This window comes from Paraprevotella xylaniphila YIT 11841 (assembly GCF_900683745.1).
GTDB lineage: Bacteria > Bacteroidota > Bacteroidia > Bacteroidales > Bacteroidaceae > Paraprevotella > Paraprevotella xylaniphila.
Genome location: NZ_LR215980.1, coordinates 2,030,001 through 2,050,751, shown reverse-complemented (window position 1 = coordinate 2,050,751; position 20,751 = coordinate 2,030,001). Strand labels below are relative to the sequence as shown.

Annotated in this window: 15 protein-coding genes, 2 tRNA genes, 2 rRNA genes and 1 pseudogene (1 of these 20 cut by a window edge); 10 read left to right on the top strand and 10 right to left on the bottom strand. The window is 49.9% G+C overall.

Features of this window, described 5'->3' with window-relative positions:
• Positions 1-15 precede the first annotated feature (15 nt).
• Positions 16-834: an alpha/beta hydrolase gene (locus E0E47_RS08780; RefSeq protein ID WP_130893484.1), complete on the top strand. Its 819-nt coding sequence runs from the start codon at positions 16-18 to the stop codon at positions 832-834.
• Positions 835-855: 21 nt separating this feature from the next.
• Here the strand turns inward: E0E47_RS08780 and E0E47_RS08775 are convergent, their stop codons facing one another.
• Complete coding sequence (locus E0E47_RS08775; RefSeq protein ID WP_130893483.1) at positions 856-2,103, bottom strand: multidrug effflux MFS transporter; 1,248 nt, start codon at positions 2,101-2,103, stop codon at positions 856-858.
• Between the two features lie 154 nt (positions 2,104-2,257).
• Here E0E47_RS08775 and E0E47_RS08770 point away from each other — a divergent pair, with 154 nt between their 5' ends.
• Positions 2,258-3,154: a helix-turn-helix domain-containing protein gene (locus E0E47_RS08770; RefSeq protein WP_130893482.1), complete on the top strand. Its 897-nt coding sequence runs from the start codon at positions 2,258-2,260 to the stop codon at positions 3,152-3,154.
• A 159-nt stretch (positions 3,155-3,313) separates the two neighbouring features.
• On the opposite strand, the gene cysK is transcribed toward E0E47_RS08770, so the two are convergent.
• Complete coding sequence (gene cysK / locus E0E47_RS08765) at positions 3,314-4,261, bottom strand: cysteine synthase A (RefSeq protein WP_130893481.1); 948 nt, start codon at positions 4,259-4,261, stop codon at positions 3,314-3,316.
• Between the two features lie 56 nt (positions 4,262-4,317).
• The gene (locus E0E47_RS08760) at positions 4,318-5,604 is read right to left on the bottom strand and encodes an O-acetylhomoserine aminocarboxypropyltransferase/cysteine synthase family protein (RefSeq protein WP_130893480.1); all 1,287 of its coding nucleotides are present in this window, start codon (positions 5,602-5,604) and stop codon (positions 4,318-4,320) included.
• A 180-nt stretch (positions 5,605-5,784) separates the two neighbouring features.
• Between E0E47_RS08760 and E0E47_RS08755 the strand changes: the two genes are divergently transcribed.
• The 3 genes from E0E47_RS08755 (at position 5,785) to E0E47_RS08745 (ending at position 7,184) form a co-directional block, all read left to right on the top strand.
• Positions 5,785-6,246: an Lrp/AsnC family transcriptional regulator gene (locus tag E0E47_RS08755; protein WP_040602783.1), complete on the top strand. Its 462-nt coding sequence runs from the start codon at positions 5,785-5,787 to the stop codon at positions 6,244-6,246.
• 152 nt (positions 6,247-6,398) lie between these two features.
• Positions 6,399-6,839: a DoxX family protein gene (locus E0E47_RS08750; protein ID WP_130893479.1), complete on the top strand. Its 441-nt coding sequence runs from the start codon at positions 6,399-6,401 to the stop codon at positions 6,837-6,839.
• 24 nt (positions 6,840-6,863) lie between these two features.
• The gene (locus E0E47_RS08745; RefSeq protein ID WP_130893478.1) at positions 6,864-7,184 is read left to right on the top strand and encodes a heavy metal-binding domain-containing protein; all 321 of its coding nucleotides are present in this window, start codon (positions 6,864-6,866) and stop codon (positions 7,182-7,184) included.
• Between the two features lie 97 nt (positions 7,185-7,281).
• Here the strand turns inward: E0E47_RS08745 and E0E47_RS08740 are convergent, their stop codons facing one another.
• The gene (locus tag E0E47_RS08740) at positions 7,282-9,849 is read right to left on the bottom strand and encodes a glycoside hydrolase family 2 TIM barrel-domain containing protein (RefSeq protein ID WP_130893477.1); all 2,568 of its coding nucleotides are present in this window, start codon (positions 9,847-9,849) and stop codon (positions 7,282-7,284) included.
• A gap of 153 nt (positions 9,850-10,002) precedes the next feature.
• Here E0E47_RS08740 and E0E47_RS08735 point away from each other — a divergent pair, with 153 nt between their 5' ends.
• Positions 10,003-11,724: a right-handed parallel beta-helix repeat-containing protein gene (locus E0E47_RS08735; protein WP_232038378.1), complete on the top strand. Its 1,722-nt coding sequence runs from the start codon at positions 10,003-10,005 to the stop codon at positions 11,722-11,724.
• Here E0E47_RS08735 and E0E47_RS08730 read toward each other — a convergent pair.
• From E0E47_RS08730 to E0E47_RS08705, 6 genes and pseudogenes are all read right to left on the bottom strand, one after another.
• Positions 11,721-12,176: a TspO/MBR family protein gene (locus tag E0E47_RS08730; protein ID WP_232038377.1), complete on the bottom strand. Its 456-nt coding sequence runs from the start codon at positions 12,174-12,176 to the stop codon at positions 11,721-11,723. The genes E0E47_RS08735 and E0E47_RS08730 overlap by 4 nt on opposite strands.
• 35 nt (positions 12,177-12,211) lie before the next feature.
• Positions 12,212-12,817 carry a GNAT family N-acetyltransferase gene (locus E0E47_RS08725; protein WP_008626787.1) on the bottom strand — a complete coding sequence of 202 codons (606 nt, stop codon included), beginning with the start codon at positions 12,815-12,817 and terminating at the stop codon, positions 12,212-12,214.
• Between the two features lie 85 nt (positions 12,818-12,902).
• Positions 12,903-13,043: pseudogene (locus tag E0E47_RS17565) on the bottom strand (adenylate kinase); the annotation flags it as partial.
• A gap of 72 nt (positions 13,044-13,115) precedes the next feature.
• On the bottom strand, positions 13,116-15,248 hold the full coding sequence (gene dnaG, locus E0E47_RS08715) for a DNA primase (RefSeq protein ID WP_008626786.1): 2,133 nt from the start codon (positions 15,246-15,248) through the stop codon (positions 13,116-13,118).
• A 4-nt stretch (positions 15,249-15,252) separates the two neighbouring features.
• Positions 15,253-15,666 carry a secondary thiamine-phosphate synthase enzyme YjbQ gene (locus E0E47_RS08710; protein WP_008617736.1) on the bottom strand — a complete coding sequence of 138 codons (414 nt, stop codon included), beginning with the start codon at positions 15,664-15,666 and terminating at the stop codon, positions 15,253-15,255.
• Positions 15,667-15,681: 15 nt separating this feature from the next.
• A complete protein-coding gene (locus tag E0E47_RS08705; protein ID WP_008626782.1) occupies positions 15,682-16,560 on the bottom strand; it encodes a mechanosensitive ion channel family protein in 879 nt (292 codons plus the stop codon).
• A gap of 485 nt (positions 16,561-17,045) precedes the next feature.
• Between E0E47_RS08705 and E0E47_RS08700 the strand changes: the two genes are divergently transcribed.
• From E0E47_RS08700 to E0E47_RS08685, 4 genes are all read left to right on the top strand, one after another.
• Positions 17,046-18,574 (top strand): 16S ribosomal RNA (locus E0E47_RS08700).
• Between the two features lie 184 nt (positions 18,575-18,758).
• Positions 18,759-18,832: transfer RNA gene (locus E0E47_RS08695), tRNA-Ile, on the top strand.
• A 14-nt stretch (positions 18,833-18,846) separates the two neighbouring features.
• Positions 18,847-18,920, top strand: a tRNA-Ala gene (locus tag E0E47_RS08690).
• A gap of 140 nt (positions 18,921-19,060) precedes the next feature.
• Positions 19,061-20,751: ribosomal RNA gene (locus E0E47_RS08685) — 23S ribosomal RNA — on the top strand (it continues 1,203 nt past the right edge of the window).
• Together the 16S and 23S rRNA genes with 2 tRNA genes alongside form the textbook arrangement of a ribosomal RNA operon.

The window sequence follows — 20,751 nt, the reverse complement described above, 5'->3', positions numbered from 1 at the left end:
ATAAATAGGTACGAAATGAAAAAGAGAGTGTTTTGCTGTTTGGCAAGTTTGCTTTGCTGGTCGGCGGTGGCTGTCCGTGCTGCGAAAGTGGATACGGTGGAGGTGCACAGCCGGAAGATGGGACGTGCGGTGCGTACCATAGTGATTTCTCCCGAAAAGACAGAAGGCAGGGGAGCGGCTGTGGTTTATCTGTTGCATGGTTATGGCGGAAACGAAACTACATGGCCCGGCTTGAAACCGGAACTCAAAGACTATGCCGACCGTGAGAATCTGATTTTCGTGTGTCCGGATGGAGAAAACAGTTGGTATTGGGATAGTCCGCTCAATGAAGATTCCCAGTTTGAGACGTTCGTCAGCCGGGAGTTGGTGTCTTACGTGGACGGGCATTACCGTACGCTGCCTTCTCGCGAGAAGCGGGCCATTACCGGATTGAGCATGGGAGGCCATGGTGCCCTATGGTTGGCCATACGCCATCAGGACGTTTTCGGGGCGGCGGGCAGTACGAGCGGCGGGTTGGACATCCGGCCTTTTCCGGACAACTGGGACATGAAGGCACAAATCGGGGCAAAAGATGCCGGGGTGTGCGATTGGGACGATTATACCGTCATCAACCAAACAGGCATACTCAAGGATGGTGCCCTACGGATTATTTTTGATTGCGGCTATGATGATTTCTTCTTTGAAGTCAACCAAGCCTTCCATCAAAAGTTGTTGGAACGAGGTGTCATGCACGACTTTATTGTGCGCCCCGGAGCGCATACGGGTGAATATTGGAACAATTCCATCGATTATCAAATCTTGTTTTTCTTGAAATTCTTCAGGGAAAGTCATTGACCGTTACGGGCCGTAGGGTGGTCATTTGGAGTTTTGCCGTGGGAGGGTGGATATCTTTTTCGCAGCTTGCCGGAGGTCCTCTAAGATATGGCTACGGATGAAACCTTGCGACGACAAGGCATAGTGTGTACACAAGAGGGCAAGGAACGAGCTGAAGATGAACAGTGTGCCGGTAGAAAAGAGGATGTTCCCCAATCCTACCAAGGGAGACATGATGCCGCCTACGGCAAAACCGGCAGTGCCGAGAAGCGCCGAAGCCACGCCTGCATTTTCTCTTTCGCATTCCATGGCCAACGTGTTGGAAGCGGTAAAGGTGATGCCTGCCATGGAGAGGAGGGCGAATACCAATGTCTCGTATATCCAAAAGCTGCATCCTTGCGACAAGGCTGCCAACCATGCGAAAGACAGCCACAACATGCCATTGCTGCCGATGTGCAATGCGTCTTTCATCGTGGGCAATTTGACCGCAACGGCCGATGCAACGGCCATGGCTATGGCATTTGCCCCGAAGCACAGGCTGAATTGCATGGCGGAAAGGCCGTAATGCTCCTGCATGATGAAAGGAGCCGATGCGATATTCACGAAGAGTATTCCCATCGTAAATCCGTATTGTAAAGTGTAGGCCAAATATTGCCGGTTGCGTAATACGAGGCCGAAGTTGCGGAGGATGTCGTTCCACCGGACGGAGGCGCGCTGTCCGGCCGGATGCGATTCCTCCATGCGGAAGCTGCCGGCCAGTAGAATCGTTCCCAATAAAAAGAGACTCCAGAAGATGCCTTGCCATCCGCTTGCATCGGCCAAGAAGCCTCCGGCTATGGGGGCTGCTACAGTGGCTACCCCGTTTATGCCTCCTATGACGGCCAATACACCGGCCAGTTCGCGGGCAGAATATTTGTCGGCTGCGATGGAACGGGAGAGGACGACACCGCCCGCCCCGGATACGCCTTGCAAGAAGCGTAAGGCGATGAATTGCAGGATGTTTTCGGAAAAAATGCAACCGGCTGTGGATAGCAGGAAAAGCATGAGTGCGACTAACAATACGGGACGTCGGCCGTATTTGTCACTCAACGGGCCGAAAAACAGTTGGCCTGCGGCAAGTCCGGCCATGCTGGTGGTCAGTCCAAGTTGCACCATGGAAGATGTGGTGCGGAAGTAGCCTGACATGGCAGGTAAGGTGGGCAGATACATGTCCATCACGAACGGTCCGAAGGCACTCAAGAGGCCCAAGAATAACAGGATGAATGTTTTTGAGTTCCGTTTGCTTCCCATTGTTTCCAAATGCTTTGTTTTTTCCGGTGCAAAAGTACTTCAATCGGAACTGTTTTCGTTTGTCGTAACGTGTACAAAACATTTCATTATCGGAATAATATACGGAAGAGGAAATGATTTTTCGTATATTTGCGGTCTAAAAAGGAATAAAACCATGGCCGTATTCTTACCTTCCGACACTTCATCCATCCACTATGAGGAAACCGATTTGGCTTCGCTGCGTTCAAGGCCAAGCCATTTCGTGTGTGGGGTTTATTTGATTTGCGTCCGTGGCACGGCTGTCGTGTCCACCGGCGTGCAGCAATATGCCTTGGGGGAGCAGACCGAGCTTATTTTTCTTGCAGGAAGCCTGATACAAGTGCTTTGTGCGTCGGATGATTTTACGGTACGTTTGCTGATGTTTCCCAAAGAAGTTTTTCTGAAAGCCGTCCTGCCCATAGATACCCCTTACCTGAACTACACGCACGAACATCCTTGTTACCGTCATACGGAGGATGAGCGGAGCCAGGCCACATGGGTGCAGATCAATTTGTGGATGGATATGGCTCGGATGCTTTTTTGCGGAAATGTGTCCCCGTTCAGGCAGCAGCAAGAGTATAATTTCCTGCAGGGGTTGCTGATGTGGCTGTTCAACACCATACAGGAAAAGCTGTCGGTCGCGAAGCAGTACAGCCGTAAGCAGGCGATTTGCCACAGGTTCATGCAGTTGGTGCGCGACCATGGCGCACAGGAGCACCAAGTGGCTTTTTATTCAGAAAAGCTTTGCATCACTCCACGTTATTTGCATCAGATTACCGTCCGTTATATGGGTGGACGTTCGCCCAAGCAGTTGATAGACGAGCAGTTGGTGGCAGAGATTAAGGTATTGCTTAGCGAGCCGGACTTGTCCGTTACGGAAATCGCGGAGCGGCTTCATTTTACGGACCAGTCGTGCCTCACACGTTTTTTTAAAAAGAACACGGGAATGTCGCCCCGGGATTTCCGATTGAAAAATTTTGCGGGCGGGGAGCGTGAAATTTTTGTGCGCCAAACGGAAAATCGTTTGGCTTAGATTGAAAAATCAATTGCCGCAGAATGATTTGTGAATCTGCGGCAATTGATTTTTGGAATGGCTCTGCTTATTTACATCGTTAATTATGAGTGATTTATGAAAACGCCTGTTCCATAAGGCGATGTAAGCAGAAAAGCATACATTTTAGGTTGAGGCCCTTTACAACGGGAAGTCTTCGAAGGCATACAGTACGGTAGACAGGTAGCGTTCGCCCGTGTCGGGAAGCAGCACGACAATCGTTTTGCCCTCATTCTCCGGGCGGCGTGCGATTTGCAGGGCGGCGTGCAGGGCAGCGCCGGATGAGATGCCCGCGAGCACCCCCTCGTGGCTGGCCAGCATGCGGGAGGCACGGACGGCATCTTCGTCTGTGACCCGGATGATTTCGTCCACCTGTTGGCGGTCGAAATTCACCGGAGCGAAGCCGGCGCCTATACCTTGTATTTTATGAGGCCCGGGGCTACCGCCGGAGAGAACGGGCGAGGCGTCCGGTTCTACGGCTATGGCTTGCACGGACGGATTGTGCTTTTTCAATCCTTTAGCTGTTCCGCTGATGGTGCCTCCCGTGCCTACGCCGGCTACGAAGAAGTCCACTTTACCGTCTGTGTCGTTCCATATTTCCTCTGCTGTGGTTTGTACGTGTGCTTCCGGATTGGCCGGGTTGTCGAATTGTCCCGGAATGAAAGCACCGGGATTTGCAGCTTTCAGTTCTTCGGCCTTGCGGATGGCTCCCTTCATGCCCTCGCTGCCCGGAGTGAGTACCAGTGTGGCACCTAATGCTTTCAGAAGATTGCGGCGTTCGAGGCTCATAGTTTCAGGCATGGTGAGCGTGAGCCGGTAACCTTTGACTGAGGCAATCCAAGCCAGTCCGATGCCCGTGTTTCCGCTAGTAGGCTCTATGATGAGGCTACCGGGACGCAGCAGGCCTTCTTTTTCTGCCGCCTCTATCATATAGAAGGCTGCGCGGTCTTTCACGCTTCCTCCGGGATTGAAACTTTCCAGTTTGGCCAGAACTCTGGCTTTCAGTTGTTCTTTCTTTTCTATGTGGCTGATTTCCAATAAAGGTGTACGCCCGATAAGTTCGGTCAGCGAATGATAAATCTTTTCCATAATCTTTTCTTTTTTGCGTTTGTCGAATGTATATGTATTACGTGGTTCTTAGGTATTCAGACTTGGGCGAAGGCCTGCGTCAGGTCAGAGAGCAAGTCGTCGATATGTTCCGTGCCGATGGAGAGACGTATCGTGGCTTGCGTGATGCCTTGCTCGGCCAGTTCCGTTTCATTGAGTTGGGAGTGGGTGGTACTGGCCGGGTGGATGACCAGCGATTTGACATCGGCCACGTTGGCCAAAAGAGAGAATATCTCCAGGCTGTCGATGAAGCGGAACGCTTCTTCACGTCCTCCCTTGATTTCGAAGGTGAAGATGGAACCGGCTCCTTTCGGGAAGTACGTTTCATATAGTTTATGGTCGGGGTGTCCGGGCAATGCCGGATGGTTGACTTTCTTTACCTTAGGGTGTGTGGAGAGGAAATCCAGGATTTTCAGGGTGTTCTCCACGTGGCGTTCCACCCGTAAGGACAAGGTTTCCAACCCCTGAAGAAGGATGAAGGCATTGAACGGGCTGATGGTAGCTCCCGTGTCGCGCAACAGTGTGGCGCGGATACGGGTGATGTAGGCTGCCGCTCCTGCCGCGTCGGTGAAACAAATGCCGTGGTAGCTGGCATCCGGTTGGGTGAGTTGCGGGAATTTCCCGGAAGCTTTCCAGTCGAATTTTCCGGAGTCCACGATGACACCTCCTAATGAAGTGCCGTGGCCGCCGATGAACTTCGTGGCCGAATGTACGACGATGTCTGCCCCATGCTCTATCGGACGGATAAGGTAAGGCGTGCCGAACGTATTGTCTATGATGAGCGGAATCCGGTGGCGGTGTGCGATGTCGGCCACGGCATCAATGTCTATGATGTTGCAATTGGGGTTTCCCAATGTCTCGATGAATACGGCTTTGGTGTTTTCCTGTATGGCTTGTTCGAAATTGCCGGGGTTTTCAGGATCGACGAATGTAGTGGTGACGCCGTATGCCGACAGGGTGTGGGCCAGAAGGTTGTAGCTGCCGCCGTAAATGGTTTTGGCGGCTACGATGTGGTCGCCTGCACGTGTGATGTTCTGGAAAGCGTAAGTGATGGCGGCCGCTCCCGAAGCTACGGCCAGTCCGGCTATTCCGCCTTCCAAGGCGGCCATGCGTTCCTCGAACACTCCTTGCGTGCTGTTGGTCAGCCGTCCGTAGATGTTGCCGGGGGCTTGCAGGCCGAAGCGTGCGGCTGCATCGTCCGCATTGTGGAACACGTATGAGGCGGTTTGGTAAATCGGTACGGCACGGGCATCCGTGGCCGGGTCCGCCTGCTCTTGTCCTACATGGAGTTGCAGGGTCTCGAAGTGTAGTTTTGTTCTGTCCATGATGTTTCTGTTATTAAGTTCTTGACTGTTTCTTGTTTCGATGATGGCAAAGTTATGGTTTTTGGAATAATCAAACAAGAAGTGAAAGAAATACGGAAAAAATATCTATTTTTGTATTCAAAAACAGAATATACAGCCTTGTTTAAGGGGGCTACAGCTCTGTTTATAGACGTTTTTTCTATGGAAAGTTTAGATCATATCGACTTGCAAATCCTGCGTACTTTGCAAGATAATGCCCGTTTGACGACAAAAGAACTGGCCGCACGCGTGCATCTTTCTACGACCCCTGTTTTTGAACGCTTGAAGAGACTGGAGGCGCAAGGATACATTAAGAAGTATATCGCAGTGTTGGATGCCGAAAAGCTCAATCGTGGTTTTTTAGTATTTTGCCGGGTGAAGCTGCGCCGGTTGAACAAAGAAATCGCAGAAGAGTTCACGGGCATTATCCGGGAAATACCGGAAGTGACGGAGTGCTATAACATCTCCGGTAGTTACGATTACCTGCTCAAGATTCATGCACCCGATATGAAGTATTATCAGGAGTTTCTTCTCAATGTGTTGGGGACAATCGAGAGTCTCGGTTCCATGGAGTCCACCTTCGTGATGGATGAGGTCAAGCAGGTGTATGGCATCCAGGTCTGACCTGGGCAGATAAAAATACAGATAAAACGGTTGTAAGGTCGTTATTAAATGTAAAAAGGGTCAGGAAGACGAATCTTATTCGTATATTTGGCTTCAGATAAGGTTTTTTTGTATCTACAGCAGCTTTATCTTGTATTTTTTACTATTAAATAATGATGAATATGAAATATAATACTTTATTGTTTCCGCGTAAAGCGAACCAAACGAACTTTTCCCTTTTCCTGTTGTCCATGCGTCTGCTGTTCGGCTCGTTACTGATGACTCACGGCTATGCCAAACTGATGGGTTTTGCCGCCATGTCTGCTTCTTTCCCTGACCCATTCGGAATCGGGAGCCGTTACTCTCTGATGTTGGTCATTTTCGGTGAACTGTTTTGTTCAGTAGCCTTTGTGTTCGGTTTCTTGTATCGTTTGAGCATGATTCCGATGATAGTAACGATGGCTGTGGCTTTTTTCTTTGCCCATGGTGGAAGTATAACGGGAGGTGAATTGGCTTTTGTCTATCTGGTTGTGTTCATTCTGATGTATATGGTCGGACCGGGTAAATATTCGGTAGACCATTGGATGACGAACAGCGGAAAAAGGAGGCGATAACTTAACTTTCAAAATAGTATATATATGTTGATGACGACTACGGCCCTTGTGGAGGGCAGACATATTACGAAGTATCATGGTGTGGTGACGGGCGAGGCAATCATTGGTGCGAACGCGGTGCGCGATCTTTTTGCCGGATTGCGGGATTTCTTCGGCGGCCGTTCTGGTTCGTATGAAGAGGTCTTGCGCAAGGCCAAAGACACGGCTTTGCGGGAGATGGGGGAGGAAGCGGCCCGGTTGGGTGCCAACGCGGTCATTGGAATCGATTTGGATTATGAAACGGTGGGGGCAAGCGGCAGCATGCTGATGGTGACATGCAGCGGTACGGCGGTGAGCATGGAATGAGATTCTTTGTTTTGGATTTTATTATAGAAGACCTCTCCCGTTCTTGCAGATGGGAGAGGTCTTCTGTATGTATAAGGTCATGACGGTTTGATAGTGCTTACAGCTTTCTTATTTTTATTCCGGCCAGATGGCATTTGCCTTTCAGGGTTTCGAAAAGCACATCGATTTTGTTTTCCTTGTTCTGAATGATATAACGTCGGCGGGAAGCTTGGCGGTAATGTCCGCCGTCGGCTGGTGAAAAGTCGGTTTCTACCCGACGACCGCAGATGGTGATGTTGAACCGGCTGTCGGCTATGGCCTGTCCGTCGTGTCCCCGTCCTAACAAGTTGGCCAATTGCGGCCGTGAACGGCTCACGTCTGCCATGAGCAGTTCCACCTCGTATGTGCCGGACGGTGCGTCGATTTGATAGGCACGTAGGTTTTCGCGCCATGTTTGGTACAAAGGTCCGTCTGTGGTATTCTCTATTTCGGAAGTCGTACTGCGTGCCTTTCCTTCTATGTATCCCCAACTGCCTTTGGAGTATGGTTGGTCTGGCAGCCATGTAAGTCCGCTGACATCCGAAGTAAAGGCACAGTCGCTTCCTACATTGATGCCTAGTTCATCTCCCTTTGCCAAGTCGGGCATCGCATCCAGGCGCAGGACCATGACGTCCTCCACCATCTGTCCGTTTTTGTCTCCCTGTGCTTTGAGGGTAGATGTCCCGTATGGCAATGTCACGTTGAAGACCGTATGGCAGTTGGCGGGACGCTGCTTTCCGATGGATTTTCCGTTAATGATGAGTTCCACTTCGTCCAGGTTCGTATAGATTTTGACGGGATGCTTTTCGTTTTTGTCTCCTGTCCGTACGGGCCAGTCCCGGCTGGCAATGTGCAATACGGGCGTATCCTTACGCCACATGGCTTTAAAATAGTAAGACACGTCTTTGGGTGTACGGTCGTTGTAGAACAGTCCCTTGTTGTTTACCCTCGGCATGGATTCTTGTCGGGCTGCCACATTGAAGTCTATGAAATTCCAATAAGTGCATCCGCTGATATATTCTGTACCTTCGATGAAAGGCAAGTAGTGTTCTACGTATGTTTGTTGGTATTCTATGCTGAAGTCGAAGGCTTTCGGGTGCCTGGAATGAAGGCGGCGGTCGGAACCTGCTCCCCATTCGCTAATGATGGTGGGGCGTTTCGGGTAACGCACGTGTTGGTCTTCCATCCATAGGTCGAATTCATCCAGTTTTCCTACATACCAACCGTGGTAAAGGTTCCATCCGGAAACGTCCACCAAGTCCAATCCTATTTCATTGTAAAGGTTCGTCATGTTGTAGGCCATGACACTGGCGCGGTATGGGTCTTCTTCTTTCAGCTTTTTTTCGAGTCGTTGGGCCAAAGCCACAGTGCGTTCGCGGTAAGCAGACCATTCCGGGCGGTCTGGCCCTGGGGTGACGAGCAGGATTTCGTTCATGTAGCCCCATGCGATGATGCTCGGATGGTTGTAATGCTGTCGGATCATTTCGGTCAGATTGGTTTCGCAATGGTCACCGTAGCCCGGGGTGTCGGGTACAATGTTGACGATGGGTATCTCTTCCCATGCCAATAAGCCCATTTCATCGCAAGCCTCCACTAATGCATCGTCTTGAGGATAATGTGAGATGCGGATGAAGTTGCATCCCATTTCTTTGATGAGGCGTATGTCCCTGCGGTGGGTCTCGTCGTCCAAGGCTACGCCGACGGGTGCCTGGTCTTGATGCCGGTTTACCCCACGTAACTTATAAGGTTTTCCGTTCAGGAAGAACCCTTTTTCGCCATCGAATTTGAACCAACGGAATCCGGTTTTGTGCATGCTCCGATCCAATTCCGTGCCCGTTTTGGGATTACGGAGCGTGGTGACCACTTCGTAAAGCAGCGGGCTTTCCGGGCTCCATAATTGGGGTTGCTCGATGGCGGAGGTTTTACGTACCGTTTGGGTTTCACCGGCTTTGACGGAAAGTAGTTGTTTCAGGGTTTGCTGCAATTTGCCCTGCGGGTCATAGATTTGATGGATTACTTCGAGGGTAGCCTTTTCTGTGGCATCGTTCGTGATTTCACTACGTATTTCTATCGTAGCTTCCTTCTCGTCTACATGCGGGGTACTGATGAAGATACCATCGGAACCATGATTCAAAAGATTGAAATGTTGTTCGGAGGTAGTGATAAGCCATACATCACGGTATATGCCACCCCAGAATGTGAAGTCGGCCGATATGGGAGTAATATCTTTCCGGCTGTTGTCTACCGTGATTTCTATCGTGTTGTTCTTCTGGATATAGGGGGTGATATCGAATGTAAAAGCACTGTACCCGCCTGCATGGCTGCCTATCTTTTGTCCGTTCAGCGTAAGGTCTGCCGCTTTGCTGGCTGCATCTATTTTTAGAAAACAGCGTTTGCCTTGCGGAACTTCCGGTAAGACGAACGATTTCTGGTAAAATGCTTTCCCCATATAATAGTTCCTTTGCGAATAGGCATCCAGGTTATACGTATGGGGAACATTTACGGGTTGCCAGTTTTCTGTGGAAGCTTTTCTGAAAAACCAACCGTCGTTGATGGTTTTCATGTCGCGTTGTGCTTGGGCGCAAAGAAGCCCGATGAAGGGAAGAAAGGCGGATAACTTGGTCTTAAGTCGTGTCATGATTTTCATTGGTTTGAATTGATGTAGGTAATTTAAGTACAAAGGTAAAAGAAAAAAGGATATATTCGCGTTAATTTTGTTATTTTTTGCCTCAATTCTATACCGATGTTGGGAATGAAACAGGCTAACTTTGCCATAAACTAATTTAATGTGGAAAGAACCATGAGAAAGCTTTTGATGAGCCTGAGTGTTTTTTGTTGTTTTGTTATGACGGGGATGGCTGCTCCCGTGGTATTGGATGTACCTGTGCCGGAGGGGGATGCGACACCGGTGTTGCGAAGAACCATAGAACAAGCTTCTTCTTATAAAGGACGGGCAGTATTGATTCGATTGCAACAAGGAGATTACCATATTTATCGTACCTCTTCTTCTCCTTGCCTGTATTATATATCCAATACGGCTTCGGCGGAAGAGAATCCTGACCCGACGAAACATATAGGGATATGGCTCAAGGACATGAAGAATATTACAGTGGATGGAGGAGGTGCCCGTTTCGTAACCCACGGCGAAATGACGCCTTTCGTGATTGACGGATGCGAGAATGTCACTTTGAAAAATTTCTCATTGGTGGCTGCCGATCCGTCAGTACCTGAAATGACCGTGGTTTCAACCGATGTAAATTCCATCACTGCCAGGGTTACTGCCGGTTCGAGTTACGAGATAGAGGATGGGAAGTTTTATTGGAAAGGTGAGGGATGGCGTTTTGGCGGAGGCATTGCCCAGGTGTTCTATCCGCAAACCAACGTGACCAATCGGTGCGAGTCCCCATTGGCCGGTGTGACGAAAGCCATCGAACTGGACGAGGGGTTGGTGCGTTTTAATTACGACCGTGCTCCCGGATTCAAAACGGGAGAGGTTTACCAGATGCGTCATTCCTTTCGGACTGAAGCATGCGGTTTTATACATCAGAGCAAAGACGTGAAGCTCGAAAATATCAAATTCCATTTCTTGGGTAATTTCGGGATTGTAGGGCAGTATTCCGAGAACCTGACTTATGAGAAGTTATATTGTGCGCCGGAATGGGGCTCGGGACGTACTTGTGCCGGGTTTGCGGACTTTGTCCAGATGTCTGGGTGCAAAGGGAAAATACGCATTCTTGATTCTTATTTTGAAGGGGCGCACGACGACCCGATCAATATACACGGCACGCATCTGAAAGTCATGGAATATGTTTCGGACAGGCAGGTGAAGGTGCGTTTCATGCACGGACAGTCATACGGTTTTGAGGCTTTTTATAAAGGGGATGAGGTGGAGTTCGTGGATGCCCATTCCCTGCGTTGCTTGCAACCGGCATGCGTGAAGGCTGTAGAACGGATAGACGATTATGAAATCCTGCTGACGTTGGACCGGGCTGTGAACGACAATGTGAAGACGGCGGAGAATGTGTCGGTGGAGAATGTGACATGGACGCCCGAAGTGGAAATACGAAATAATTATTTCTCCCGTATTCCTACCCGGGGGATTCTGGTGACGACACGCCGGAAGGTCGTGATAGAAGATAACGTATTCTATCGTATCCCGATGAGCGGGGTACTGGTTTCCGACGATGCGCGTGGGTGGTATGAATCCGGTCCTGTACGCGATGTCACGATACGCCGCAACTTGTTTATGGAATGCGGTTCGCCCGTCATTGCCGTGATGCCGGAAAATGACCGTTACGAAGGTGCCGTCCATCGCAATGTCCGTATAGAGGCTAATCGTTTTGTGATTCGCCAAGGGAGCGAGGCGGTATCTGCCCGGGCTACGGATGGCCTGATCATCCGGGATAATTATATCTCAGTGGCGGGAGACGGTCCTGTATCTCCGGATGCGTTCTTCCGTACGGAGGATTGCAAGGACGTGACGATAAGCGGAAACCGTTGCGGACGTTCGCTGCTGCGTTAATTGAAGATATAAATGTAGGCGTTCAGGTAAGTTGCCCATAACAGCCACAGGATATAGGGGATGAAACAGGCGGCCGCAAGCTTGTCCTTTTTGAATGTGATAAGGATATAGTCCAGTACCACCACATCGAGTATCAGAATGATGCCCATGCCCCATAAGGGTTCCCGCAAAAAGAAGAAGGCGATACTCCAACAGAAGTTCAGGGCCAACTGTATCCACCATTCACGTTGGGATACTTTCAGGCCTTTGCCCCAGATTCGTCCCAAGGAGGTTCCTATCAGGATGTAAAGGATGCCCCATACGATAGGGAACGCTCCATTGGGAGGGGTGAGTACGGGTTTATTCAGGAAAGGATACCATTCCGCGATGGCTTCCCGCTGAAATAGCGAGGCGGAAAAACCTACTGACATGCAGAGGGCAATGGGCCATAAATATCGGGTCAAATGTTTCATAAGAATGAATTTGAATGTGAATCTTTTGAAGAGTTTTATATAGAAGGCAGTTCTGTACCGGGAGTCAGGTTTTCTATGAAGTGGACGGGATATTTATCCCAGTATTTTCTATACACCCTGTCTTTTTCTTTGTCGAAGTTGAGTTGGTACATCCGAAAGGTTACCAAGAAGTTTTTGGGTTGCCACAATTCTTCGTATGAGTATTGGTATTTCATGCCGAGGGCCTGCATGACTTTGCCGCTTCGAGGATTGTTTACGTCATGGGTGGCCGTAATATAAGGAATTCCGGTTTGTTTCAGTTGCTCGATGACGGCTTGGCATGCCTCAGTACAGAACCCTTTGTGCCAGAATTCTTTCTTCAGCCCGTATCCTAAGTCATGGCTGTCATTTCCGCTTACGTGCACATAACCTATCGGAGCAGGAGCTTCTTTCCGGCAGATGGCGTAGTATAACAGGGTTTCTCCTGCATGTACTGCCGCATGCTTGTCCTTGATGTATGCTTTTGCTTCTTCCAGGTTCTTAAGCGGAAACATCGGCAGGAATGTGTTTACGTCTCTGTCGCTAAGTATGGCAAACAGAGCTTCCGCGTCTTGTTCCGTGAAAGGACGTAATATCAGTCGTGCTGTTTCTAAATGATTCATCGGGCGTGTCAATTGGATGTTTTTACAAAAATAGTGATTTATTGGATAAAGAGGGACAAAACCGGTTGGTCTTTTTCGAGAACCTCTTGATTATTTTCCCGAGAATAGGCCAAAGGTAATGGCCCAATTCTGAGTCTTCTTTTGGAGACAGGGAGGTGCTACCGCTTCTGATAAGTCCCATTTTTAATAAGTCAATGGATAAATAAGGATATTTGTACTTTTCCAAAAGTCTTTAGGCCAGGAGAGTTTTGTCACAGTGGGTTGCGTCTGTAATCAAGATGACCATAAGCTGTCTGTATTAAGTGATGACCCGGTCGCCCCGTTCCCGGGCCAGGGTTCGTTCTATGTCCTTCATCTCTTTGTAATGCTTCATGATTTCCATATATTCTTCCTTGCGTGAAAGAATATCGGGTTGGCGCAATTTCAAGAGGATTTGTTTCAGTTCTTCGTCTACAATGGCCAATTTGAAGTCGGAAATCAGGTGGGGAACCAATTCGGTCAACCTCTCTTCATCGTTGGCGATTTTCTGATGTTTGGAATGATATTTGCTCAGTTGATATTTGTCACCACTCAACTCAAAAGCCAGCATACTGATATGGTTGTCCGGATGGTTCAGGAAATAGCGTTCTGACGAGAAGCCGTCCTCGTGTATATGGTCGATGGCTTCTTGCAGGATATGCTTATGAAGGGCGTTGTGGAACAGCAAACCGTCTTCTTGCAACGCATAGTTGATGAACTCGGCCACACTGACCGGGACTTCTTCTCCTTGTTCGTTTTCGGCGTAACATATAATTTTCTCTCCATAACGAATGAGGACTTGTATCAACAACAGTTCTTTCCTGTAGAATAACATGGCCTCGGCTCCCTTACCGGGAATGTAGGAGAGGGTGGATGCATTCTCTGTTATAGCCGGATTATTGCTAGGCGGAGTATTGGGAACAGGGGGGGCTGCCGGCGTTCCGTCATCCGGAATAGGGGGAATGCCCTCTTCAGAGGGTGGGAATGGGGATGGGGGAGGAAGACTGTCTTGGTCTAAGGAAGAGAGTGTTTGTCCGGAGGATGGCAACTGTGTGTGTTTACGATTTCGTTCATTTTCACGCTGTTTTTGCTTTTCCTCTTTGGCTTTGGCCATCTCTTTTGAAATGGCTGCTACTAACATTCGTTCTTCCATGTTCAGCATGGTTGCTGTTTCCCGGGTGTATACGGAACGCGTGATTTCATCCGGAATGACGGAAATGGTATGTACGATACTGCTGATGAGACGGGAAAGTTTGATAGGATCCCCTTGTGCCTCATGCAGTAATAAATCGGTTTTGTATTTAATGAAATCTACCTGATGTTCGTTCAGATAAGCTTGATATTCGGTGGCGTTGTGCTTACGGGCAAAACTGTCCGGGTCGTCTCCGTCCGGAAGAAGTAGTAATTTGACGTTCATTCCCTCGGCCAATAGCATGTCGATGCCTCGTTCGGAAGCTTTGATACCGGCGGCATCTCCGTCGTAAAGTACGGTGATGTTTTCCGTAAAACGATGAATCATACGGATTTGTTCGGTGGTGAGTGCCGTTCCAGAAGAAGAAACTACATTTTCCACTCCCATCTGATGCATGGAAATGACATCGGTGTAGCCTTCCACTAAAAAGCAAAGGTCTTGTTTGACGATAGATTGTTTGGCCAAAAACAATCCATACAACTCTTTTTTCTTGGAATAAATGGCAGATTCCGGAGAGTTTTGGTATTTGACATTGACTCCTTTGGTGGCTGCGTCTAATACACGTCCTCCGAAAGCTACTACTTTTCCGCTTAACGTATGTACTGGAAAAATGACGCGCCCGAAAAAGCGGTCTTGTAATTGTCCGTTGTCACGTTTGTAACATAAACCAGTAGAAAGCAGGAACTCTTCTTTGTAACCTTTGGCCTTGGCTTCACGGGCACAGGCGTCTCTTTGCGAAGGACTGTATCCTAACTGAAACTTTTTTATGATATCGTCCCGAAAACCTCGTGAACGGAAATAGGCCATTCCAATGGCTCGTCCGTCTACTGTATTGTAGAGTTGGTCTTGAAAAAACTGGCATGCCCATTCGTTGACGACGAACATGCTTTCTCGCTCATCTTGAGCCTGCTTTTCCTCTTCTGTCAGTTCCCGTTCTTTGATTTCTATATTATATTTACGGGCCAAATAACGTAGGGCATCGGGATAGGACAGTTGTTCGTGCTCCATGATGAAGTGCACGGCATTGCCGCCTTTTCCACATGCGAAACATTTGCAGAGACCTTTGGATGGGGATACCACGAACGAAGGGGTACGGTCGTCGTGGAAAGGACATAAGCCTTTGTAGTTGACCCCCGCTTTCCGTAAAGTCACAAAATCCGATACGACATCCACAATCTGGGCCGCATCCATAATCCGGTCTACCGTAGCTCTGTCTATCATCCGTTTATTCTCCTATGATGGTGGCTGTGAGTTTGCGCCTTCCACCGTAGTCGCGGAACTCACAAAGGTAGATTCCTTGCCATGTACCCAAATTTAATTTACCTTTGGATATGGGTATATTGAGGCTGACACCTGTCAGACTACATTTGGCATGGGCCGGCATGTCGTCCGCACCTTCGAGGACATGGTCGTAATAAGGCTCGTTTTCTTTGATGAGACGGTCGTATATTTTAGTCATGTCAGTACGCACGTCAGGGTCGGCGTTCTCGTTGATGGAGAGCGCACAACTCGTGTGTTTGATAAATAGGTTCAATAAACCGGTTTGAGGCAAGGACGGAAGCTGTTCCGAAATCTCCCGTGTGACGAGGTGAAAACCTCGCGGTCGTTCACGTAATATGATTTCTACTTGTTGAATCATTCCTGTTCTTATGTATTAAGCCTGATGGATAGTCATTTGCGGGAATGGGAAATCAATACCCTGTTTGTTGAATTCGTCGTAAATGTTTTTGTTCATTTCGAAATATACATTCCAATAGTCACCGTTTGCTACCCATACTCTTATCGTTACATTAACACTACTGGAGTCGAGTGCGTGTAAGGCAATGACGGGGGCTGGTTCTTTTAAGATACGGTTATCTTTTTGAATGAGTTCGTTTACTACACTTTTCACCTTGTCGATGTCTTCTCCGTAATCAACTCCCACAATCCATTCGACGCGTCTTGTGTCCAAACGGCTATAATTTGTAATAACGCCGCTACTCATGGCTCCATTAGGAATGTAGACAACTTTGTTATCGGCCGTAGTGACCAAAGTATGCATGATTTGTATGGCTGTAACACTTCCCGAAACGCTTTGTGCTTCAATCCAGTCTCCTACTTTATAAGGTTTGAAGAAAAGAATGATAAGACCTCCGGCAAAATTTTGCAAATTGCCAGAGAGTGCCATGCCGATAGCTACGCCGGCAGATGCCAACAATGCGGCGAATGAGGTCGTATTGATTCCTAATGCTCCTACAACAGAAACAATCAATAAGACATTGAGTAATATACTAACTAAACTTTTGAGGAATGTTTGGATACTGATTTCCACTTTCCGGCGTGATAGCATATTGCTCATCACGCGTTGGATAAGTGAGATAAGAAAACGTCCTACGATGTAGACGATAATGGCAATCAAAATGTTTTTTCCGGCGGAAATACACATATCTATCAATTTCTCGATAATGAGTTCTGTATGCCCGGATGCAATAGCTGAAACGACTTCTTTGGTTACATTGGTGGTATCTTTTGTTGCTTGTAAGATTTGTATCATAGTTTGTGGATTTATTGTATAATAACATATTGATTGTCGACTGCAAAGGTACTATATTCGATAGGAAATAAAAAAATTATGAGAATGTTTTTTGTTCTTATTATATTAAATAAGGTGTAAAATTCGTCAGTGGATATTTTTTCGGTTTTTATTGGCAAACGTTTGGCAGTTATGGTAAAAGGTTGTACCTTTGCACTCGCTTTCGGGAAGCAAGGCCTTGTGTGGCCGTTGCGGAGCGGGGGCGGTAAATGAAAGAGTTCATTGAAAGTCTTACATAAAGAGAGAAAGTAGTACAAGAGCTTGGATGTTTTTTTGGAGGTTGTTTCCTCTTTGAGAAATGTCCAAGGGTAAAAAAGAAACGAACCGTCATACCCCTCATTCGAGTTGAGGGGGAACCAGGAGCGGCACGCCGGTAGGCGTGACAAGTTCGGGGAGTCCGGAACAGACGATATGCCCCGCCGTAAGGCGGGTCAAAAAGATATTCTACAATGGAGAGTTTGATCCTGGCTCAGGATGAACGCTAGCTACAGGCTTAACACATGCAAGTCGAGGGGCAGCATGAACTTAGCTTGCTAAGTTTGATGGCGACCGGCGCACGGGTGAGTAACGCGTATCCAACCTGCCCTTTACCCGGGGATAGCCTTCTGAAAGGAAGTTTAATACCCGATGAATTCGTTTAGTCGCATGGCTTGATGAATAAAGATTAATTGGTAAAGGATGGGGATGCGTCCCATTAGCTTGTTGGCGGGGTAACGGCCCACCAAGGCGACGATGGGTAGGGGTTCTGAGAGGAAGGTCCCCCACATTGGAACTGAGACACGGTCCAAACTCCTACGGGAGGCAGCAGTGAGGAATATTGGTCAATGGGCGCGAGCCTGAACCAGCCAAGTAGCGTGGAGGACGACGGCCCTACGGGTTGTAAACTCCTTTTATAAGGGGATAAAGTTGGCCATGTATGGCCATTTGCAGGTACCTTATGAATAAGCATCGGCTAATTCCGTGCCAGCAGCCGCGGTAATACGGAAGATGCGAGCGTTATCCGGATTTATTGGGTTTAAAGGGAGCGTAGGCGGGCAGTCAAGTCAGCGGTCAAATGGCGCGGCTCAACCGCGTTCCGCCGTTGAAACTGGCAGCCTTGAGTATGCACAGGGTACATGGAATTCGTGGTGTAGCGGTGAAATGCTTAGATATCACGAGGAACTCCGATCGCGCAGGCATTGTACCGGGGCATTACTGACGCTGAGGCTCGAAGGTGCGGGTATCAAACAGGATTAGATACCCTGGTAGTCCGCACAGTAAACGATGAATGCCCGCTGTCGGCGACATAGTGTCGGCGGCCAAGCGAAAGCGTTAAGCATTCCACCTGGGGAGTACGCCGGCAACGGTGAAACTCAAAGGAATTGACGGGGGCCCGCACAAGCGGAGGAACATGTGGTTTAATTCGATGATACGCGAGGAACCTTACCCGGGCTTGAATCGCAGGTGCATGGGCCGGAGACGGCCCTTTCCTTCGGGACTCCTGCGAAGGTGCTGCATGGTTGTCGTCAGCTCGTGCCGTGAGGTGTCGGCTTAAGTGCCATAACGAGCGCAACCCCCCTCCCCAGTTGCCACCGGGTAATGCCGGGCACTTTGGGGACACTGCCACCGCAAGGTGCGAGGAAGGTGGGGATGACGTCAAATCAGCACGGCCCTTACGTCCGGGGCGACACACGTGTTACAATGGGGGGTACAGAGGGCCGCTGCCCGGTGACGGTTGGCCAATCCCTAAAACCCCTCTCAGTTCGGACTGGAGTCTGCAACCCGACTCCACGAAGCTGGATTCGCTAGTAATCGCGCATCAGCCATGGCGCGGTGAATACGTTCCCGGGCCTTGTACACACCGCCCGTCAAGCCATGAAAGCCGGGGGTGCCTGAAGTCCGTGACCGCGAGGGTCGGCCTAGGGTAAAACCGGTGATTGGGGCTAAGTCGTAACAAGGTAGCCGTACCGGAAGGTGCGGCTGGAACACCTCCTTTCTGGGGTCCTTCCCGCAAAACGGTCCATTCCGCGTCCGCTCCCGGGTAGTTTCCTCTTGTACGGCTGTCTTTCTTGTTTTGGTATGTGAGGCTTAAAAAAGGATAAGTGAGGGATGCAGGAGGCTCAGCTTCCGCCCGGTGGCGTTTCCGCCGCCCGCCCGCATCCGGGTCACAGGGTCACGCCAGTCCCATAGCTCAGTTGGTCAGAGCGCCACACTGATAATGTGGAGGTCGGCAGTTCAACTCTGCCTGGGACTACGCGGGTATTTTCGGGGGGATTAGCTCAGCTGGCTAGAGCACCTGCTTTGCAAGCAGGGGGTCAACGGTTCGAATCCGTTATTCTCCACCCGGCCCCGAGGGGGCATGCGATCATTGACATGTTGGACAGACAAAACGTAAAGAAAGCGAACGAGGTATGTTTTAACGAACATGTGCAGGCAGGCCCGCCTGCCGTATCTTCCCTGGTGGAAGGCGGCCGGCGGCCGAGGCGAAAGTATTCAAGGGCGCACGGCGGATGCCTAGGCTCTTACAGGCGATGAAGGACGTGATAAGCTGCGACAAGCCGCGGTGAGGCGCAAATGGCCATTGACCCGCGGGTATCCGAATGGGGCAACCCAACGTTTTGAAGAAACGTTATCCCGCGAGAGCGGGAGGCGAACGCGGGGAACTGAAACATCTTAGTACCCGCAGGAGAAGAAAATAAATAATGATTCCCCCAGTAGTGGCGAGCGACCGGGGAATAGCCCAAACCGGCGTTGTCCAGGCATCGCCGGGGTTGTAGGACCGCGATGTCGCAAGAGTGATGGCGAGTGGAAGGAACTGGAAAGTTCCGCCATAGAGGGTGACAGCCCCTTACACGAAGCCATGCGAAGCGTAGCGGAATCCTGAGTAGCGCGGGACACGTGTAATCCTGTGTGAATCAGCCGGGCCCATCCGGCAAGGCTAAATACTCGTAAGAGACCGATAGTGAACCAGTACCGTGAGGGAAAGGTGAAAAGCACCCCTGTTAGGGGAGTGAAAAAGATCCTGAAACCGTGCGCCTACAAGCGGTCGGAGCGCCCATTGGGCGTGACGGCGTGCCTTTTGCATAATGAACCTACGAGTTGCCGTCACCGGCAAGGCCAAGGGGCATGAGCCCCGCAGCCGCAGCGGAAGCGAGTCTTAAAAGGGCGCAGGAGTCGGTGGTGGCAGACGCGAAACCGGGTGATCTACACTTGTCCAGGATGAAGTCCCGGTAACACGGGATGGAGGTCCGCACCAATAAGCGTTGAAAAGCTTCTGGATGAGGTGAGTGTAGGAGTGAAAGGCCAATCAAACTCGGAGATAGCTCGTACTCCCCGAAAGGCATTTAGGTGCCGCCTGTGGAGTTCCCGGCGCGAGGTAGAGCGACTGATAGGATGCGAGGGCTTCACCGCCTGTCAAGTCCTGACAAACTCCGAATGCGCGCCGGCCAATCCATGGAGTAAGGGCACGGGTGCTAAGGTCCGTGCCCGAGAGGAGAAGAATCCAGACCACCGGCCAAGGTCCCGAAATGCTGGTTAAGTTAGACTAACGCAGTCCGTCCCCCCAGACAGCTAGGATGTTGGCTTGGAAGCAGCCATTCATTCAAAGAGTGCGTAACAGCTCACTAGTCGAGGGGATGGGCGTGGATAATAATCGGGTATGAAACCAGTTACCGAAGCCGTGGGATATGAGAATATCGGTAGGGGAGCATTCCATCCTGCGTCGAAGGCGCCGCGCGAGCGGCTCTGGAGCGGATGGAAAAGCAAATGTAGGTATAAGTAACGATAAGGAGGGTGCGATCCCCTCCCGCCGAAAGACCAAGGTTTCCTGAACAACGCCAATCGGTTCAGGGTGAGTCGGTCCCTAAGCATAAGCCTAAGGGCGAGGGCGATGGATCAAACGGTTAATATTCCGTTACTGTCTTGGTGTGTGACGCGGCGACGGAGAAGTGACACGGCCGCCCCCTGACGGAAAAGGGGGTTTAAGCGCAAAGGTTACGAGGGAGGCAGGCAAGCCCACCTCCCGAGCCGAAGCGCGAAAGTACGCGGCGCCCTTCTGGGCAACGCGACAGCGCCGGTAACCATGCTCCCGAGAAAACCCGCTAAACTCCAGCACCAAGTCATCCGTACCGTAAACGGACACACGTGGTCGGGTAGAACATACTAAGGCGCTTG

Coding starts and splice junctions, on each gene's coding strand:
- E0E47_RS08775 (WP_130893483.1), bottom strand. CDS start 2,103: ATGGGAAGCAAACGGAACTCAAAAACATTCATCCTGTTATTCTTGGGC.
- E0E47_RS08780 (WP_130893484.1), top strand. CDS start 16: ATGAAAAAGAGAGTGTTTTGCTGTTTGGCAAGTTTGCTTTGCTGGTCG.
- E0E47_RS08725 (WP_008626787.1), bottom strand. CDS start 12,817: ATGAATCATTTAGAAACAGCACGACTGATATTACGTCCTTTCACGGAA.
- E0E47_RS08735 (WP_232038378.1), top strand. CDS start 10,003: ATGAGAAAGCTTTTGATGAGCCTGAGTGTTTTTTGTTGTTTTGTTATG.
- E0E47_RS08730 (WP_232038377.1), bottom strand. CDS start 12,176: ATGAAACATTTGACCCGATATTTATGGCCCATTGCCCTCTGCATGTCA.
- E0E47_RS08760 (WP_130893480.1), bottom strand. CDS start 5,604: ATGGACAGAACAAAACTACACTTCGAGACCCTGCAACTCCATGTAGGA.
- E0E47_RS08755 (WP_040602783.1), top strand. CDS start 5,785: ATGGAAAGTTTAGATCATATCGACTTGCAAATCCTGCGTACTTTGCAA.
- cysK (WP_130893481.1), bottom strand. CDS start 4,261: ATGGAAAAGATTTATCATTCGCTGACCGAACTTATCGGGCGTACACCT.
- E0E47_RS08745 (WP_130893478.1), top strand. CDS start 6,864: ATGTTGATGACGACTACGGCCCTTGTGGAGGGCAGACATATTACGAAG.
- dnaG (WP_008626786.1), bottom strand. CDS start 15,248: ATGATAGACAGAGCTACGGTAGACCGGATTATGGATGCGGCCCAGATT.
- E0E47_RS08740 (WP_130893477.1), bottom strand. CDS start 9,849: ATGAAAATCATGACACGACTTAAGACCAAGTTATCCGCCTTTCTTCCC.
- E0E47_RS08710 (WP_008617736.1), bottom strand. CDS start 15,666: ATGATTCAACAAGTAGAAATCATATTACGTGAACGACCGCGAGGTTTT.
- E0E47_RS08750 (WP_130893479.1), top strand. CDS start 6,399: ATGATGAATATGAAATATAATACTTTATTGTTTCCGCGTAAAGCGAAC.
- E0E47_RS08705 (WP_008626782.1), bottom strand. CDS start 16,560: ATGATACAAATCTTACAAGCAACAAAAGATACCACCAATGTAACCAAA.
- E0E47_RS08770 (WP_130893482.1), top strand. CDS start 2,258: ATGGCCGTATTCTTACCTTCCGACACTTCATCCATCCACTATGAGGAA.